This window comes from Streptomyces sp. NPDC051041 (assembly GCF_044456065.1).
Lineage (GTDB): Bacteria > Actinomycetota > Actinomycetes > Streptomycetales > Streptomycetaceae > Streptomyces > Streptomyces glaucus.
In genome coordinates this window covers 1-15,220 of the sequence record NZ_JBITFM010000034.1, presented here as the reverse complement: position 1 = coordinate 15,220, position 15,220 = coordinate 1, and the positions used below count along the sequence as shown (strand labels likewise).

General features: G+C 69.7%; 19 protein-coding genes and 2 pseudogenes. 14 read left to right on the top strand and 7 right to left on the bottom strand.

What is annotated here, in order from left to right:
- Together ACIBAI_RS28695 and ACIBAI_RS28690 are read left to right on the top strand one after the other, a co-directional pair.
- Positions 1-429 (top strand): RHS repeat-associated core domain-containing protein (locus ACIBAI_RS28695; protein WP_399038714.1); only part of this gene is annotated, 429 nt, incomplete at its 5' end.
- Positions 430-460: 31 nt separating this feature from the next.
- Complete coding sequence (locus tag ACIBAI_RS28690) at positions 461-595, top strand: hypothetical protein (RefSeq protein ID WP_399038712.1); 135 nt, start codon at positions 461-463, stop codon at positions 593-595.
- Between the two features lie 103 nt (positions 596-698).
- Here the strand turns inward: ACIBAI_RS28690 and ACIBAI_RS28685 are convergent, their stop codons facing one another.
- Positions 699-878 (bottom strand): hypothetical protein, encoded by a 180-nt coding sequence (locus ACIBAI_RS28685; protein WP_399038711.1) that lies wholly within the window; start codon positions 876-878, stop codon positions 699-701.
- Positions 879-1,110: 232 nt separating this feature from the next.
- Between ACIBAI_RS28685 and istA the strand changes: the two are divergent.
- From istA to ACIBAI_RS28670, 3 genes and pseudogenes are all read left to right on the top strand, one after another.
- A pseudogene (gene istA, locus ACIBAI_RS28680) lies at positions 1,111-2,001 on the top strand (IS21 family transposase); the annotation flags it as partial.
- A 61-nt stretch (positions 2,002-2,062) separates the two neighbouring features.
- Positions 2,063-2,704, top strand: a pseudogene (locus tag ACIBAI_RS28675) (Tn3 family transposase); the annotation flags it as partial.
- A gap of 281 nt (positions 2,705-2,985) precedes the next feature.
- Positions 2,986-4,185: a zinc-ribbon domain-containing protein gene (locus ACIBAI_RS28670; protein WP_399038709.1), complete on the top strand. Its 1,200-nt coding sequence runs from the start codon at positions 2,986-2,988 to the stop codon at positions 4,183-4,185.
- Between the two features lie 75 nt (positions 4,186-4,260).
- Here ACIBAI_RS28670 and tgmC read toward each other — a convergent pair whose 3' ends face one another.
- The 3 genes from tgmC to ACIBAI_RS28655 are packed head-to-tail and all read right to left on the bottom strand — an operon-like array spanning position 4,261 to position 6,717.
- Positions 4,261-5,457: an ATP-grasp peptide maturase system methyltransferase gene (gene tgmC, locus ACIBAI_RS28665; protein WP_399038707.1), complete on the bottom strand. Its 1,197-nt coding sequence runs from the start codon at positions 5,455-5,457 to the stop codon at positions 4,261-4,263.
- Complete coding sequence (gene tgmB, locus ACIBAI_RS28660; RefSeq protein WP_399038706.1) at positions 5,454-6,440, bottom strand: ATP-grasp ribosomal peptide maturase; 987 nt, start codon at positions 6,438-6,440, stop codon at positions 5,454-5,456. Before tgmB ends, tgmC begins: the two co-directional genes overlap by 4 nt.
- 4 nt (positions 6,441-6,444) lie before the next feature.
- The gene (locus ACIBAI_RS28655; protein WP_399038704.1) at positions 6,445-6,717 is read right to left on the bottom strand and encodes a putative ATP-grasp-modified RiPP; all 273 of its coding nucleotides are present in this window, start codon (positions 6,715-6,717) and stop codon (positions 6,445-6,447) included.
- A gap of 158 nt (positions 6,718-6,875) precedes the next feature.
- Here ACIBAI_RS28655 and ACIBAI_RS28650 point away from each other — a divergent pair, with 158 nt between their 5' ends.
- From ACIBAI_RS28650 to ACIBAI_RS28630, 5 genes are all read left to right on the top strand, one after another.
- Positions 6,876-8,243: a Tat pathway signal protein gene (locus ACIBAI_RS28650; RefSeq protein WP_399038702.1), complete on the top strand. Its 1,368-nt coding sequence runs from the start codon at positions 6,876-6,878 to the stop codon at positions 8,241-8,243.
- Between the two features lie 13 nt (positions 8,244-8,256).
- A complete protein-coding gene (locus tag ACIBAI_RS28645) occupies positions 8,257-8,556 on the top strand; it encodes a DUF6087 family protein (protein WP_399038701.1) in 300 nt (99 codons plus the stop codon).
- Positions 8,557-9,177: 621 nt separating this feature from the next.
- Entirely contained in the window at positions 9,178-9,819 is a 642-nt protein-coding gene (locus ACIBAI_RS28640) for a hypothetical protein (protein ID WP_399038699.1), read from the top strand.
- 354 nt (positions 9,820-10,173) lie between these two features.
- The gene (locus ACIBAI_RS28635; protein ID WP_399038716.1) at positions 10,174-10,476 is read left to right on the top strand and encodes a DUF6300 family protein; all 303 of its coding nucleotides are present in this window, start codon (positions 10,174-10,176) and stop codon (positions 10,474-10,476) included.
- 54 nt (positions 10,477-10,530) lie between these two features.
- Positions 10,531-11,493, top strand: coding sequence for a PIN domain-containing protein (locus tag ACIBAI_RS28630; RefSeq protein WP_399038698.1), 963 nt, complete (start codon positions 10,531-10,533; stop codon positions 11,491-11,493).
- On the opposite strand, the gene ACIBAI_RS28625 is transcribed toward ACIBAI_RS28630, so the two are convergent.
- Both ACIBAI_RS28625 and ACIBAI_RS28620 read right to left on the bottom strand, forming a co-directional pair.
- Positions 11,486-12,511 (bottom strand): tyrosine-type recombinase/integrase, encoded by a 1,026-nt coding sequence (locus ACIBAI_RS28625; RefSeq protein WP_399038697.1) that lies wholly within the window; start codon positions 12,509-12,511, stop codon positions 11,486-11,488. The genes ACIBAI_RS28630 and ACIBAI_RS28625 overlap by 8 nt on opposite strands.
- Complete coding sequence (locus tag ACIBAI_RS28620; RefSeq protein WP_399038695.1) at positions 12,508-12,927, bottom strand: hypothetical protein; 420 nt, start codon at positions 12,925-12,927, stop codon at positions 12,508-12,510. The genes ACIBAI_RS28625 and ACIBAI_RS28620 overlap by 4 nt, the downstream gene beginning before the upstream one ends.
- A gap of 338 nt (positions 12,928-13,265) precedes the next feature.
- Here ACIBAI_RS28620 and ACIBAI_RS28615 point away from each other — a divergent pair, with 338 nt between their 5' ends.
- From ACIBAI_RS28615 to ACIBAI_RS28600, 4 genes are all read left to right on the top strand, one after another.
- Complete coding sequence (locus tag ACIBAI_RS28615) at positions 13,266-13,658, top strand: hypothetical protein (RefSeq protein ID WP_399038694.1); 393 nt, start codon at positions 13,266-13,268, stop codon at positions 13,656-13,658.
- A 6-nt stretch (positions 13,659-13,664) separates the two neighbouring features.
- The gene (locus ACIBAI_RS28610) at positions 13,665-13,922 is read left to right on the top strand and encodes a hypothetical protein (RefSeq protein ID WP_399038693.1); all 258 of its coding nucleotides are present in this window, start codon (positions 13,665-13,667) and stop codon (positions 13,920-13,922) included.
- A 102-nt stretch (positions 13,923-14,024) separates the two neighbouring features.
- Positions 14,025-14,192 (top strand): hypothetical protein, encoded by a 168-nt coding sequence (locus ACIBAI_RS28605; protein WP_399038691.1) that lies wholly within the window; start codon positions 14,025-14,027, stop codon positions 14,190-14,192.
- A 10-nt stretch (positions 14,193-14,202) separates the two neighbouring features.
- Complete coding sequence (locus tag ACIBAI_RS28600) at positions 14,203-14,583, top strand: hypothetical protein (RefSeq protein ID WP_399038689.1); 381 nt, start codon at positions 14,203-14,205, stop codon at positions 14,581-14,583.
- A 355-nt stretch (positions 14,584-14,938) separates the two neighbouring features.
- On the opposite strand, the gene ACIBAI_RS28595 is transcribed toward ACIBAI_RS28600, so the two are convergent.
- Positions 14,939-15,118: a hypothetical protein gene (locus ACIBAI_RS28595; RefSeq protein ID WP_399038687.1), complete on the bottom strand. Its 180-nt coding sequence runs from the start codon at positions 15,116-15,118 to the stop codon at positions 14,939-14,941.
- Between the last annotated feature and the right edge of the window lie 102 nt (positions 15,119-15,220).

Genomic DNA, 15,220 nt, shown 5'->3' with positions numbered 1-15,220 from the left:
CGCTACAGCGGCACCTACCTCGACCCGACCGGCCTGTACAAGATGGGCCACCGCTACTACGACCCCCAACTCGGCCGCTTCACCCAACCCGACCCCTCCGGCCAGGAAACCAACCCCTACCTCTACGCCGCCGGCGACCCCCTCAACAACACGGACCCCAGCGGATTGTCGTTGATGAGTTTTGCGAGCAGTGCGATGAAAAAGGTAGGCGCTGCTAGCGACATCTTGGCGGTTGGACAATTCGCGGACCAGGTATCAAACGGACAATACAAAGATGCGGCAGGCACCGCGCTTAGTTTCGCGGCCGACAAGGCCTTCACAGCAGGGTGCACGTACTTCACTGGAGGGGCGGGTGCTGTTCCCTGCGCTGTCGGCGGTATGGCAGTAGGTGAAGGAGTCAATCGTCTGTACAGCAGCGCGACTAGCTGAAACAGTTCCGAGTCGCTAAGGAGGTATCCCAGTGGAGGCAGCAACAGACGGCATCACCCTAGCCTACAAGGGCCTTGGTGGAGTAGCCACTTGGGTGATCGTCGCGATCATTGTGCTCGTCGTGATCTGGGTGATAATGAGCGTGGCCCGTCGCGACCGCTCGTAATCCCTCGCCACCCTTTCGCTCGCTCAATAATGTGAGCAAGTGTGAATGTAGGGTGATCTCCGACCGCATCCGGTGATTAGCCCTGCCACCAATGTGGGCAGGGCTAATTCCATATGGTGGGAGGCCGCTGCCCCCACAGCAGTGCGGTGAGGCGCTCGGCGGACAGGACGTCTCTCCGGGCCAGCAGCAGCGCGGCGAGCAAGGTCCGCTGCTTGCGGCCCGGTATCGAGATTTCCCGGCCGTCGGTACGGACGCGCAGCGGGCCCAGGATGCCGAATTCCACTCTTTCTCCCACTGTTGGTCTGCAGACCGGTGCCGCGGGTGGTGGCCGGACGCCCGAGATCACACTCCGCCGGCCTATCGCCTTCCTGGCTTTGTTGATGAGTTACGAGAGCGCTTGTAGCTCAGCGTGGAGAGCGCCCTCTTCCACGGGAGAGTGATGTCGCCGAGTTTCGAGAGCGCCTGGGTGCTTGCTTCGGGACCATGGTTGTACTCTGCACGACGAGGGGACCGGGGTGCTGCCGAAGTCCAAGGTCGATCTGTACGCGGCGATCCGCCGTGATGCGAAGGCTGGTCTGTCGATTCGTGCTCTTCAGCGGAAGTACGGTGTCGGGTTCCTGACCGTGCAGAAGGCGTTGACGTCGGCCTGGTCGGAGCCGCGGAAGAAGCTTCCGCCGCGGCCGACGCGGCTGGATCCGTACAAGCCGTTGATCGACGAGATGTTGCGGGCCGACCTGGAGGCTCCGCGCAAGCAGCGGCACACGGTGAAGCGGATCTTCGAGCGTCTGCTGGACGAGCACGGTGCGGACGAGATCTCGTACCAGATGGTCCGTGGTTACGTCGCTGACCGGCGTGAGGAGATCCGGCTCCAGGCCGGACGAGGTGTCGTCGAAGCCTTCATCCCGCAGACCCACAAGCCCGGAGCGGAGGCGGAGGTCGACTTCGGCGACGTGACAGTGCGGCTGGCCGGCGAGCTGGTGACCTGCTACCTGTTCGCGTTCCGGCTGTCGTACTCGGGCAAGGCCGTCCACCGGATCTTCGCCTCGGCGGGTCAGGAGGCGTTCTTCGAGGGCCACGTCCACGCTCTCAACACGTTGGGCGGGGTGCCGACCGGGAAGGTCCGCTACGACAACCTTAGGGCCGCAGTCGCCCAGGTGCTGGGCTTCTCCCGGCATCGCGTCGAGGCCGAGCACTGGACCGCGTTCCGCTCCCACTACGGTCTGGAAGCGCTCTACTGCCAGCCAGGAATCCGCGGCGCCCACGAGAAAGGCGGGGTCGAGGGTCAGATCGGGTGGTTCCGCCGCAACCACCTCGTCCCGGTGCCCGAGGTCGCGACGCTCGCCGAGCTGAACGCGATGATCGACCGGTGGGACCATGAGGACGAGGATCGTCGGATCCGGTCCCGTCCTCGCACGATCGGCGAGCACTTCGCGGCCGAGCGGCCGCTGCTGGCGCCGCTGCCGCAGGAGCCCTTCGAGACGGGTCGGCTCTTCACCTTGCGGGTCGACCAGGCTGCTGGACGGCAAGCAGTGGGAGGCCGTCGCCGACGACGTCCTGCACGGCCCGAGCCTAGACGAGCCGGTCGAGGAACACCTCGCCGGGCGGGCGCGGGCGCTGGATGCGGCCTGGCAGCCGATGGCGGAGCGGCTGGAGGAGGCCGGGCAGGACGCGAAGCTGAGCTTCGAGGTGCAGCCCAACGGCTGGCTGAAGCTGAACGTGGACCGGCTCGGCGCGGTTGGCGAGCCGAAGTCCTTGCAGTGGCTGCGCAAGACCACCGCAGCGATGCTCCCGAAGATCGATCTGCCGGACCTGCTGTTCGAGGTCGACCCGTGGACCGGGTTCCTGGACGCGTTCGTGCACCTCGGGGACGGCCGGACCCGCATGGAGAACCTGAAGACCTCCCTGGTGGCGCTGCTGGTCGCCGAGGCGTGCAACATCGGCCTGACCCCCGTCATCGACCCCGAGGACGAAGCACTGACCCGGGGCTGGCTGGTGCACGTCGACCAGTACTACCTGCGCGCCGACACCATCGCCGCGGCGAACGCGAAGTTGATCGAGGCCCAGGCGCGGGTGCCAATCGTCTCCCACTGGGGCGAGGGCCTGCTCGCCGAGGAGCGGGAGCACGACGTCCTGGACGAGGACGTCGCCCGGCTCCCCCCGCTGCGTCACGCGAACCTCAACTGCCTGGGCCGCTACAGCTTCCGGGCCACCGTCCCGGCCGGCGGGGGCCTGCGCCCGCTGCGCGACCCGGCCGCGGGCGGCCTGGACGAGGACGACGAGCAGCCGTGAGGCTGGCGCCGGGCGTCTCCAAGCGGCCCTGCGGGTCGTTGACCGGGTGAGACGCCGGGCCGGGGAGGGCCCGGCCCGTGGGTGCGAGGAGAGGTGTCCAGGTGGCGCGGTCGTTAGGTGTGTCGCTGGCTGAGGCGTATCCGCAGGTCGCCGCGATGTGGCTCCAGGAGCGCAACGGCGGGCTGACACCGCAGAAGGCGACGCCGAAAATGCAGGTCGCGGTCTGGTGGCGGTGTCCGGCCGGGCACGAGTGGGAGGAGAACATATCCAACCGCACCGCGCTGCCGAAGTGGAAGAACGGCGACGTCGCGGCCTGCCGCGAGTGCGTCGGCTACCGGGTCTCCTACACGTACCCCACCTGCGGGCACACCGCGATGGTGACCCCGGAGGCGGCGGCGAAGAAGCACCCCCGGTGCTGGAAGTGCCAGCAACAGTGGTGGCAGGAGAACGAGCCGCGGATGAAGGCGGAGCTGTCCGCCGCGGCGAAGACCGCCGCCGGCCGCGCGGCCGAACTGCTGGAGGCCGTGCCCTTTCCGGGAGACGTCCCGGCGCCGCTGATGACGGAGTGGCGGTGGTGGGCGGCCAAGCACCTCCAGGGCGCCATCGCCGCCGAGGAGGTCATGGGCAAGCAGGGAAGGCGCGAGGAGGTCCTGGCGCAGGTCACCCGGGCAGTCACGACGCTGCTTCCCTCGAAGGAGGCGGCCGGCCGCGCTGCCGCCGGTGAAGGGCAGGGAGTGCTGCGGCTGCTCGACCAGGCGCACTGGGCCGAGGGCTGGCTCCACCACCTCACTGGACGCCGCCCCCGCCTAGTTCAGGCCGAGCACCTGGAGCTGGTGGCGTGGCAGCTGGGCGACCTGCTGGCCGCCTGGTCCCAGGAGGCCGCCGAGGACGTCGCGGCGGACAGGGCGGAAGGTGGCCGCCCGCCCACCACCGCCGACCTGACGCGGAGCCTGACCCGGGTGGCGCTCTCCATGAAGGAGGAGCTTCTGGAGGACAGCGTGCTGGCGCCGTACGCCCGCGCCTACAGGGAACTGCGGCTGCCCGTGGTGCCGGACGGCAAGGGCCGCTACGGGCGCTTGGACGTGGTGATCTGGATGCCCGGCCTCCCGGACGTCGTGGTGGAGATCGACTCCGCACCGAACGCGGCATCCGCGCAGAAACTCGCCTTCGCCCGTGACGCCGGCGCCTACCCGCTGTGGGTCCGTTTCGGCTCCGGCGGCATCGAGAAGATCGACGGCGTGATGGTACTGGACATCCGCGACGCCGTACGCGGCGTGTGCGAGGCCGGAAGCGGCGGCTGAGACACAGAAGGCCAGGCGCCCGGCCGGAGGTCCGTCACATCTCCCCGCCCGGGCGCCTGGGTCTTGTGGGACCCGTCAGGGCCTCGGCAGCGGCAGGCCGGGCAGGCGCGGGTGCCGCAGGTGCTGCCCGCCGTCGTAGACGTGCAGGATGAACGTCTCCGGCCCGGGCCGGTCCGCCTCGTCGTACGCGGACAGCACGCGCTCGATGCGCTCCCACAGCCGTACAGGGCCGCCCTCGCGGACCTCCCACCGGCCCTCGCGGGGGGTGAGGGCGGCGGCGGAGCCGGTCACGACGTCGACCAGGTGCACGACCTCGCCGACGGTCGTCATCTGCGCGTCCGGCACGGCGCACTGGGCGAGGAACCGCAGGTGGAACGCCTCCTCGGTCCCGGCGGTGATCCGCTCCGGTGAGTGCCGGGCCGCCCGGCCGGTCTCCGGGAGGCCCGCGGCCCAGTGGGCGGGGTTGCCGAACGCCGGCGCCGCGTGGGTGCGGGCGGACATGAAGGAGACGGTGCCGCCCAGGAGCTGGCCCTCGGCGGTGCCGTCGCCGTTCACGGTGAGCAGGACGCGGGCGTACCCGTACAGCCACCCCGAGAGGGTGAGCAGAATTTTCCCGCCCGGCCGGGCCTGCGCCAGCAGCGCGGGCGGCACCGCGCGGAAGGAGCACGCGGCCACGATTCGGTCGAAGGACGCCTCCGGCCAGTACCCGTACAGCCCGTCCGCCACCGCCAGCGTCGGGGTGTACCCGCAGCCGTACAGCGCCCTTGCGGCCTGCTCCAGGCGGTGGGGGTCGACCTCGATGCTCGTGACGTCGGCGGAGCCGAGACGCTCGCAGGCCAGCGCGGTGGAGTAGCCGGTGCCGGTGCCGATCTCCAGCACCGTGTGCCCCTCCTGCACGTCGGCGTCCGCCCACATCCGTACGACCAGCGACGGCAGCGTGGACGACGAGGTCGGCGCCCCGCCGTGCCGCACCTGCGGGGCCTTCCAGTCCGGTTCGTCGCCGTCGAACTGCGTGATCAGTGTCGTGTCGGAGTACGCGGCGGCCAGCCACCGGCCATAGTCGGCTTCGGCGGTGACCGGCTCCCACACCGTCAGCCCCTGCCCGTCGAGCCCGTCGGCGGGCAGGTAGAAGCCCGGCACGAACCGGTGCCTCGGCACCGTCTCCACCGCGGCCCGCCAGCCGGGATCGGTGAGAACGCCGTCCTCGGCGAGGGCCTTGGCCATCGCCTCGCGCAGCCGTTCGGCGTCGGTCTCCAGGTCGGCGGGCATCATCGCGCTCCGCCTCCTTCCGCGCTCGTGCTCAGGATGTCGGCGAACGCCGTCGTGATGTCGCCGGCGTCGGGCAGCCAGCCCCACTGGCCGTTCGGATTGCACTCGATGAACACCCAGTCCTCCGCGGCGTCGCCGTCGCCGGTGAGGGCGAAGTCGAAGCAGCCGAAGACCAGGCTGAACGCGGCGAGATAGCTGTGCAGCGCGGCCTCGATGGGCGTCGGTACGACGATCGGGGCGTGCAGCAGGGCGTCCCAGTCGCCGCGGCGCCAGTCCAGCGCGCCGTCCGGGGCGGCGATCTGCTGGGCGAACACCTTCTTCCCGACCACGGTGACGCGCACGTCGCCGGTCTTGGGGATCTCCGCCTGGAACAGGTGGGCGGTCACCGCGAGCGTGCCGTCGAAGGAGTCGGGGTCGACGCGCTGGGCCCAGATCGCGCCGGTGTGCCCGTCCTCGTCCCGGGGCAGGCCGCGGAACGTCTTGTAGATGACGGGGCCGTGTTCAGCGGCGAACTTCCGCGCCTGCTCCACGTCGTTGGTGACCAGAGTCGGCGGGATGGTCAGCCCGAGCTGGGCCGCCTGCTGGAGCTGGGCGGGCTTGAAGTCGGCGGCCGTGACCGCGCCGGGGTGGTTGACGTACGTCGCGCCGTGCAGATGGTTGAGCACCCCGCCGAGCCCGTGCCGGGCTTCGGTGGCGGCGAAGTCGCGCTGCTGGGCGGGCAGGTGCTCGAACCGAGCGGCGTAGGGGGTGGGGCGGCGGTAGTACACCGCCGCCACCTCCCCCAGCTCCACCTCCCGGCTGCCGGTGACCAGCCGCCCGGTCCAGGCCGGCGCCCCGGCGCCGATGCGGGCGCCGAAGGCGAGGCCGGGTCCGATGTCGGCCGGGTCGACCCGCGCGACGGGCACCTCGCGCTCGTTCAGCGCGGTGATGACCCAGTCCGCAGTGACGTCTTCCAGCGCGGTGACGACCAGGACGGTGGAGGCCATCGGATCAGTCCGACTCGTAGTCGGTGGTGTGGTCGTCCTGCGTCTGCGGCTGCGGGTTCTGCCCGTCACCGCCGCCGGACATCGACGCCGTGCCCGTCGTACGGGACGTTCCGTGCTTACCCATCTCCACCACTTGGCCGGCGGCGTCGGTGTAGCGGGCGGTCTGTGTGACCGCATCGAGCGTCACCGCGGCGTACGACGGCGGGCCGACCGGGAGCCGGTCGGTGACCAGCCGCATCGCCCACGGAACCTGAGCTGGGGGTGCAAGCGTCGCCATGCGAGTTCCCTTCCCCTTACCTCATGCGGATAGCCGGGCGGCCACCGCAGATACAGAATCCGCCCCTGGCCAGGGCCCTGACCAGTACCGTGGCTGCCGCGAACCGTGGCGAAAATGCCACGCTCCGTGACACTGGAGTCGGGGAGGCGAGAGACGCGATGACCGGCAGATCAAGCAATGCGCACCTCGCGCTGTGGATCGCGGCCACCGGCCTGTCGCACGGCGAGATCGCCCGCCGGATCGCCGCAGAGGCCATCCGCCAAGGTCACTGGCAGATCGCCGCGGACGCCACCCGCATCCGGCGCTGGATCGATGGTGAACGGCCCCGCCCCCCGGTTCCGGCCCTTCTCGCGGCGGTGATCTACGAGGCGGTCGGCCAGCCGCTCACACCGGGTGATCTGGGCCTGACGGCCGCCGGGCCGACACTGGATAGCATCCAGCTCCCGCTGCTGACCGAGGCAGCCGCCCAGACCCTGGCCGGATGGACCCAGATGGACCTCTTCCTCGACCGCCGCGACACCCTCAAGCTCGCCCTCGGCGCCCCGCTGATCCTGGCCGCCGAACGGATGCTGGGCGGCACCGCCCGCCGGCTGAACCGCGCGACCAAGGGCTTCGACGCCGACACCACCGCCGCGCTGGAAGAGGTGACCACCTTCTTCACGAAGGCCGACGCCTCCAAGGGCGGTGGCCTGTACCGCTCCGCGATCGTCGCCCAGCTCGCCGAAGTCGCCCGCCGTATCCAAGACGGCGTCCCACCGTCGCTGAAGGCGCGGGTGTTCGCCGCGACCGCCGACCTCGCGGCGCTGGCTGGGTGGACCAGCCACGACTGCGGCCGGTACGCCACCGCCCAGCGGTACTGGTCGTACGGCATCTACGCCGCCTCCGAGGCCGGGCAGCCGGACCGCAAGGTGGAGATCGTCACCCGCATGTCCCACCAGATGATCTACCGGGGCCACCCCAAGGATGCTCTCGGACTGCTAGAGGTGACTGTGGCGAAGGCGAACCTGCCCGCGACCCGGGCGCTGGTCGCCTCCCAGACCAGCCGGGTGCACGCGGCCCTCGGCAACGAGCATGATGCCGAGCGGCACCTCGGTGCCGCCGACGAGCTGGTGGCTGACGGTCCGGGCGACGACGTCCCGGAGTGGGCGGCATACTTCGACGCGGCCGAGCACGCCGGCGCCCGTGCGGTCTCCGCCCGCGACCTCACCGGCATCGGCCGGCCCCGCCGTGCCAGTGATCACTTCACGGACGCGCTCGCCCTGCGCAGGCCCGGCTTCGACCGAGTGAAGGTCATGGACCGCGTCGGACTGGCCGCCGCGTTGTTCACGGAGAACGAACCGGAGCAGGGCGCCGCCGCAGCCCACCAGGCGCTGTACGAGGCCGCCCGCATCGACTCCACCCTGGTCGCCTCCCGCCTCAACACGCTGCTGGACGCCGCCCGGCCGTACAAGACCGCCACGGTGGACGAGGTCCGCACCCGCGCGAGGGATCTCGCCGCGGCCCGGCCGACCACCGTCGCCGCCTGAGACCATCGACGTCATGGGCAAGCACTCCCGACCCGGACCACCGAACCAGCCGTCCCGCGCCGTCCCGCGCGTCGACACGGGCGACCCACTGGCCGCGTACAACAAACGGCGCCGCCCGCCGCTGGACGTGCACCGCCGGCACCGCCCGCTCCACGACGGCGGCGGTCACCTCCGCCCGGACGAGCCGCGGGCACTGGAGGAGTGGAACGGCTTCGCCTACGAGCCCGCGGGCACCGCTGCGAACCTCGCGGAGGCCCAGCGATGGGTGAACGGGCAGGCGGCCAGCGCCGACAACGGGGAGTCCGCTGCCTGATCCGGCAGCCGCTACGGTGTGCCGTCGAGTCCGGAATCGGTGCCGTTGAGGTTGCCGACCTTGCGGCGGTAGCGGCCCTGGGCGGCCGCTCGGATTCGACGCCGAGCGCTGCGGCGATCTTCTTGAAGGTCAGCAGCGGCTTGCCCGTGCGAGCACTGGTCGTGCGGGCGGCCAGCAGAGGCCCTCCAGGTCGTCGCGGGCGACCTGGAGCAGCGCGAGCGCGGCAGCGACGTCGTCCGCACGGTCCTCGGGTACCTCCGTGATGCCTGCGGTCCATGCTCATCCGGCAGATCGCCTCCACCCACCCCCTCCTCGCCCAGCGCACCCCACCCGTCACCGCCGACACCGTCGCCCACACCGGCTTCTGGGACACCCCCCAGGCCGGCGGATAAGGGGGTATCGCCGAGATACGAGTCAAAGGGGCAACAGGATGATCTTGAAACCCTGATTCGCTCGGATTTGCATGCGGCGACGTGCACGGGATCGCGTTCGATGGCGTGCCGGGCGCACCGCCACAGGGAGAGGACGGAGGCGTGGCGGGCGCGGGCCAGCAAGAAGGAGTACCTCGCAATATCTCCCATTCGGCCCCTGCCAGATCCGGGGGCTCGGCAGACTTCCGATATGAACGAAGCCATGATCGGACTCATCACGGGTCTTTTAGCAGCGCTGGTCGCACTGGGCACTACGATCTGGACGAACGCCAGGGCCGAGCGACGTCAGGAGCTGTCGCAGCGGGCACAGTGGACGCACGACCGCCGACGCGATGCCTACCTGGCCTTCAGTAAGGCCGCCCGCGCGTTCGTTCCCCTCACCGAGGAGCTGTTCCTCCTCTTCGAGCGCGAGGTTGCCGCGATCGAGACGACGCCCGAGCCTGAGCCTGATGCGAACGGCTTGGTGCTGTACTGGACCTGGCACGAGAGCCTTCTGTCTGCTGATGACGTGTTCAGGGAGCCTGGAGAGCAGTGGAAGGAGGCAGCCCCCGAGCTTCTGCAAGACCTGACGGCGGCGTACGACGGGGTGGACCTTGAAGGGCCGCCTGAGATCGCGCAGGTCGCCTACTCCCTCGTCACCACGGCACATCGAATCTTCACCGGCATGCCCCTTTTCGAGATGGAGGAGAAGCACTATGAGGAGATCGACGAGGACGGCCGATGCGATGGCCCTAATGCCCTGACTCTGTTCCACGGGGAGGTGAGGGACTACTTTCGGGTGTTCTACGAGTTCCGGCGGAAGGCGAAGGCGCTGCTGGAACAGGCTGACTGATCAAGCGGACCAGTCGGCCGGATCATCCGATGCCGGTCACCGGCACAGCACCGATACCCACGGAGGGCGGCACCTCTCCACCAATGCTGCTGGTCGGCACCCGTCCCGGCGTCGACTCGGTCGCCCGGCACGTCGCCGAACGCGACCCCGCTGCACGCCGCCGCACGTAAATCCGAGCAGATCAAGGATCCAAGATCATCTCGTTGCCCCTTTAGCGCGTATCTCGGTCACACCCCATAAGGGGGTCGAGACTGGTATGGCCCCGGCTCCTCCCGCGTCACAGGGGTTGACCAGCACCGCCCGGCAGGTCTTGGGTAAAGGATCAAGCCCCAGACGAGGAGGACCACTGTGGCCATGCTGGAGTTCTCCGAACAGATGCCGTCGTGCTCCCGCTGCGGCGGCACCCTCATGATGAGCGCGGTCGCCCCGCAGACAGACAAGCACGGGCAGCCGATCCGCCTCGAGCTGTGCCCGTCGTGCGACACCGGCAACGTGGAGCGGCCCGCGGCCGGCCTGCTCATCCAGTGGTTCGCCGACGGCGGCGGACACGACGAAAGCCGCGCCAAGGAAGGCTCCCACTTGCTGATGGAGTGGACCAAAGAGTGCATGGCCGTCCACGGCTGGTACCTCGCGGACACCCCACCCGACCAATCCTGAACCGCCCCGACGACCACGCGGTCGTCTATCGGAACTCCCTGGCAGGATCAGCGCATGCTCATCACGCCCCGCCCCGGAACCGATCGCCGGAACGTCCGCGACGCACTCCGCAACGCCCACACGACGGCCAGCAACCTCCAGAGCGCCGGGCCGGAAACGGCCTTCTCCCGGCTCATGCGCTACCTCAACTGGGCCACCGACACCGCCGGAACCCTTCGGCACCAGATCAGCGACGACGACATCGACCGCCTGGTCCTCACCCGTCGCTATCAGGTCCTCCTCGGCAACTGCGGCACGCTCGCCGGAGGTGCCCAGGAACGTCTCGTCAACGGCCTGGTCAACCTCGAGGTGACCGAGCGCATCCAAGCCTTCGAAGACGCCCTTGCCGCTCTCAACGCGCAGATAGAGCGATGGAACGGGCTGGAGACCTTCGTTGTCGCCGACTCCAGCTTCTACATCCACAACCCCGACCGGCTCGAGGTCGCCGATCTGCACAAGATCCTCGGCCTGCCCAGCGGCGAGGGCATCCGGCTGCTGTTCCCGATCGTCGTGGTGGACGAGCTCGACGGGCTGAAAGAGGCCGGCAAGCATCAGTCCCGCTGGCGTGCCTCCCACACCCTCGGCCTCCTCGACGAGGTCCTCAACGGGGCCACGTTCGGCATCTGGCGTCGGGCGCAACTCCCGCCGTCGGGTGAGGTCCATGGTGAGGTGAGCGTCGAAGTCGTCCTGGACCCGCCCGGCCACGTGCGCCTGCCCCTCGCCGACGACGAGATCATCGACCGGGCCGTCGCCATCCAGGCCCTCGCAGCCCGCAAGGTGCGGCTGCTGACGTGCGACACCGGGCAGCACACCCGCGGCCGCATGGCCGGGCTGAAGGTGACGAAGGTTCCCACGAAGGATCCGGGGCCCGAGCCCGACTGGTCGGCGCAGGACAGGCCCGGCAACGGCACCCGGACGAAGCGCCGCGAGCGGCAGGCGGCCCGCGATGCCCAGCAGGGAGAGCAGGCCGCTACATGAGGCCCACCAGGGCGTTGTCCTGCTCGCTCCACTGGTCGATGATCTGCATGTAGCCGTCGAGGACCTTGGACCCGGGCTTGTGACCGGTGATCGCGGCGATGGCCTTGCGGTCCTTGCGGGCGCGGCGGGCCTCGGTGGCGAGGCCGGAGCGGACGGAGTGGCCGGTGAACAGCTCCTCGTATCCGGCGCGCAGGCCGGCGGCGGTGATGAGGTCGCCGGCGCGCTGCGGGGACAGGCCGTGCGGCTGGACCTTGCCGGTGTGGTGAATGCGGCGGAAGGCGTGCCGGTCGGGGTCGACGATGTTCGCCGCGGCCGCCCAGGTCTTCCATGCGCGCACGGGACAGGTGTCCGGGTTCTTGCCGTAGGGGACCGGGACGGTGCGAGGGTCGGTCTTGGAGACGGCTACGTGGACGAGGAGGCCGTTGTCGTCGTCGCGGATGTTGCGCAGACGCAGGCCGGCGAGTTCGGCGCGGCGTGCGGCGATGGCGAAGCCGAGGAGGAGCATGGCGCGGTCGCGGAGGCCGAAGATGTCGGTGCCGCAGAGGGAGACGATGCGGCGCAGGTCGTCCAGGCGCATGGCGGGGGCCTTGCCGCGGCCGCGCTCGGGCTCCTCGGCCGCCTCCGCCTTCTTGCGGTAGTCCTTCAGCAGTTCCCGGGCGGCCTTCGTCGCTTCGGGGTCGACGATGACGCCGTACTGCTGACGCAGGGTCACGGTGACGCCGGCGAGGCGGCGGTCGACGGTGGAGTAGGCGGCCTGCTTGCGGTTCCACAGGTAGTCGACGAAGGCCCGCAGCGTGCCGCGGGTGGCGGCCGTCGGCGGTATCTGGAGCTGGGCGCAGAAGGATTCCCAGACGCGCCAGTCGGCTGCGTAAGCGCGGGTGGTGTTGTCGGGGCGCTGATCGGCGGCGTGGGTGTCGGAGGCGGCGTCGAGGGCGGCGAGGCGTGCGCGAAGGTCTTCGTCGAACTGGTCCGGTAGGAGCGGCGCGGCGGAGTTGGCGGGCAGGCGCTCGGTACTCACACTCGGGCCCTTTCCTTGGCGCGCTCGTAGCGCTGGCGCGCAGCGATGAACGCCTCGTCGTTCCCTCCACGGTCCGGATGGGCGTCGGCCATAGCCGCCTTCAGCTCGGTCACGCTCGGCTGCTGCGCTTCGGCCAGGACGGGCGGGTTGAGGTAGACCGTCAGGTCGGACTCCCACCAGCCGCCCGATTTTCGGGTGACCTTGCCATCTCGTTCCAGCACGGCCCTGTCCACGAAGCGCTGTTCGTCCCGCCACTCGTGCGGGAGGTAGTAGATGCGGCGCGGCGTCTTCCTGGTGACGCGGAACTTGACGATGCGGGTGGGAGTCCAGTCAGGGCCGGACCCGTGTTCCGCCTCAATGCCGTACAGGAACTCGGTGGCCGCGATCTCGGCGCCTACGGCAGAGGTCTGAGTCATGTTCAGATTCTACCGTTGCGCTTGGTGATATGTGAGCTTATCGGGGATCACGGTTCCTGGCCCTCGTCTCTGCGCCGGCTGGCCGGGTCATGATCCGGCGCAGTGCCTCCACCAGCTCAGGTGTGGGCTCGGGGGCTTCGGCGACCCGAGCGTGAATGTGGGCGATGACGTCATCACCGAGGATCCGGCGGCGTTCTTCTGCATCCATGCCCTGCCAACGCGCCACCCGGCCGGGTGGATGCGCAGAGAGCATCCCGGGGCGGGTCCGGCGGCTTCTCGATGAGGCTGGTCTGGAAAACCCCTTGCGATCAGTTCCTTACAGACCTTAAGGTTTCTTCATGGAGAAGTCCTACGGCATCGAAGCCGCACGAGCCAAGCTCGGCGACATCGCCGACCATGTCCGCACCACCGGGCAAGTCACCGCGCTTACCCGGCACGGCCGCACCGTCGCCGTTATCGGGCCCGCACACGCCGTTCAGCCTGCCGGTAGCGTCGAAGTCCGCCTGTTCGTCGGGGACGACGACCGAACCGTCGTCCTCCCCGCCGTTCCCCGCATCGGTGAGTCGTTCCGCATCGAGACAGCCCAAGGCGATGAGACGCACTGGATCGTGACGAACGTGCAGTGGGACCTCCTGCATGACGGAGAGACCGCAGTGAACGTGATGCTCGACCCGTACGAGGACTACAGCGCATGGATCGCCGCCAACCAACCAGCCCCAAATCAGAAGTGAGGACCCATGACGACTGTGACCGCTGCCTCCGTGCTCGCGCGGCAGGTAGCCGATGACCAGGACGAGTTCGCCCGCGACGCCCGCGAGGCCGCCGACCTGCTCGGCTGGATCGCCGAACACCCTGAGGAGTCTCGCGTCCTCGGGGACCTTTCCCGGCTGTCCCAGCAGGTGACCGAGCTGGTCCGCCGCGCCGCCCGGATCAAGGCCAGCACCGAAGCGCTACGGCTGATGGAAGCCGAAGCCGGCCGCGCCACCGAGAAGTAAGGCACCGACCATGAGCGACTGGCTGGCCGACCACCCGGAGCTGGATGCGGACACCGAAGAAGAACCCGCCGACCGCTCCACCGAGAAGTGAGGACACCAACCATGCCGACACCCACCGAGCTCCGGGCCCGTGCCGCCGAGCTGGAAAGCCGGGTCCCCCCGGTCACCGCCGGGCCGCGTACCGACAACGAGCGCATGTGGCTGGAGAAAGCCGCCGCCCTCCGCGAGGAGGCCGACCGCCTGGACGCCGACCGCGTCACCGAGAAGTGAGGACACCGACATGAGCACCGAAGGACTGAACGGCGTGAAGGTCGGCGACAACCTCGTCATGGTCACCGGGAACCGGTTCCGAGACGACGAGCCTGTCACCGTGTCGCGCGTCGGCAGCAAGTACGTGTACGTGACCCTTCACGGGCAAGAGCGCAGGGAGCGCTTCGACCGCAAGACCGGCATCGAGGAAGGCCAGCGCGGTCTTCGCGCGCGGCTGCTGACGCCTGAGCAGTACGAGGAGAAGGCACAGCGCCAGGCGCTCTTCGCGCAGTTGCTCGCGGCCGGGATCGAGGTCCGGCACGACAAGCGAGCGGAGATGCCCACACAGAAGCTGCGCGCGCTGCTCGCCGTCATGACCGAGGATGCCGCCGACCGCGACACCGAGAAGTGAGGCCCGAGCCCGCGCGCAGGAGCGCCCCCGCCTGAGGCAAGCAGGCGGGGGCGCTCCTGCGCGCCAGGTTATCCCAACAGAGGCCGACTACCGCTTCTGCTCGGCCCGCCGCGCCTCCAGCTCCGCCTGGCACATCACGCACAGCGGGAATCCGCCCGACTCGTACCGGTGGCAGGACTCCTGGCACGACGCGCACGACCCCACCTGAGACGGGGCACACTCTGGGGCAGGCGGCTTCGGACGGAACGACACAGGTGTACTCACATCCGTCACGCTAAGTATGGAACTGCCCAGTCTGGCAGGACTAGGCTGCCGTTAGGCCCGGATGCCGTATCCCCCGTCGGTGTCCGGGCCGTCACATGCCCGCGGCTGCACGAGCGGCTACGGTGAAGTGCGCGCTGATGAGAGCGTCTTCGAGGTCTTCGGCGTCCAGCCGGTCTCGTACGACCTGGCGCAGCGACTCGGCCGGTTTCTGGTCGTCGCGCTCGGCAGCCGTGGTGATGCGGTTCAGCTCGGCGTCGGTGAACAGTTCCATTAGGCGGTTGGAGGAGATGTGGGGGGGGGGGCGGGGGGGGGCGGGGGCGGGGGGGGGGGGGCCGGCGGGGCCCCCCCCCCCCCCAAAAGTGTGGTGCGAGAG

Bases quoted from the DNA above. Each gene is read 5' to 3' on its own strand.
- ACIBAI_RS28605 (WP_399038691.1), top strand. From the start codon at position 14,025: ATGCCGACACCCACCGAGCTCCGGGCCCGTGCCGCCGAGCTGGAAAGC.
- ACIBAI_RS28650 (WP_399038702.1), top strand. From the start codon at position 6,876: ATGACCGGCAGATCAAGCAATGCGCACCTCGCGCTGTGGATCGCGGCC.
- ACIBAI_RS28645 (WP_399038701.1), top strand. From the start codon at position 8,257: ATGGGCAAGCACTCCCGACCCGGACCACCGAACCAGCCGTCCCGCGCC.
- ACIBAI_RS28630 (WP_399038698.1), top strand. From the start codon at position 10,531: ATGCTCATCACGCCCCGCCCCGGAACCGATCGCCGGAACGTCCGCGAC.
- tgmC (WP_399038707.1), bottom strand. From the start codon at position 5,457: ATGATGCCCGCCGACCTGGAGACCGACGCCGAACGGCTGCGCGAGGCG.
- ACIBAI_RS28610 (WP_399038693.1), top strand. From the start codon at position 13,665: ATGACGACTGTGACCGCTGCCTCCGTGCTCGCGCGGCAGGTAGCCGAT.
- tgmB (WP_399038706.1), bottom strand. From the start codon at position 6,440: ATGGCCTCCACCGTCCTGGTCGTCACCGCGCTGGAAGACGTCACTGCG.
- ACIBAI_RS28640 (WP_399038699.1), top strand. From the start codon at position 9,178: ATGAACGAAGCCATGATCGGACTCATCACGGGTCTTTTAGCAGCGCTG.
- ACIBAI_RS28595 (WP_399038687.1), bottom strand. From the start codon at position 15,118: ATGGAACTGTTCACCGACGCCGAGCTGAACCGCATCACCACGGCTGCC.
- ACIBAI_RS28655 (WP_399038704.1), bottom strand. From the start codon at position 6,717: ATGGCGACGCTTGCACCCCCAGCTCAGGTTCCGTGGGCGATGCGGCTG.
- ACIBAI_RS28635 (WP_399038716.1), top strand. From the start codon at position 10,174: ATGCTGGAGTTCTCCGAACAGATGCCGTCGTGCTCCCGCTGCGGCGGC.
- ACIBAI_RS28615 (WP_399038694.1), top strand. From the start codon at position 13,266: ATGGAGAAGTCCTACGGCATCGAAGCCGCACGAGCCAAGCTCGGCGAC.
- ACIBAI_RS28600 (WP_399038689.1), top strand. From the start codon at position 14,203: ATGAGCACCGAAGGACTGAACGGCGTGAAGGTCGGCGACAACCTCGTC.
- ACIBAI_RS28620 (WP_399038695.1), bottom strand. From the start codon at position 12,927: ATGACTCAGACCTCTGCCGTAGGCGCCGAGATCGCGGCCACCGAGTTC.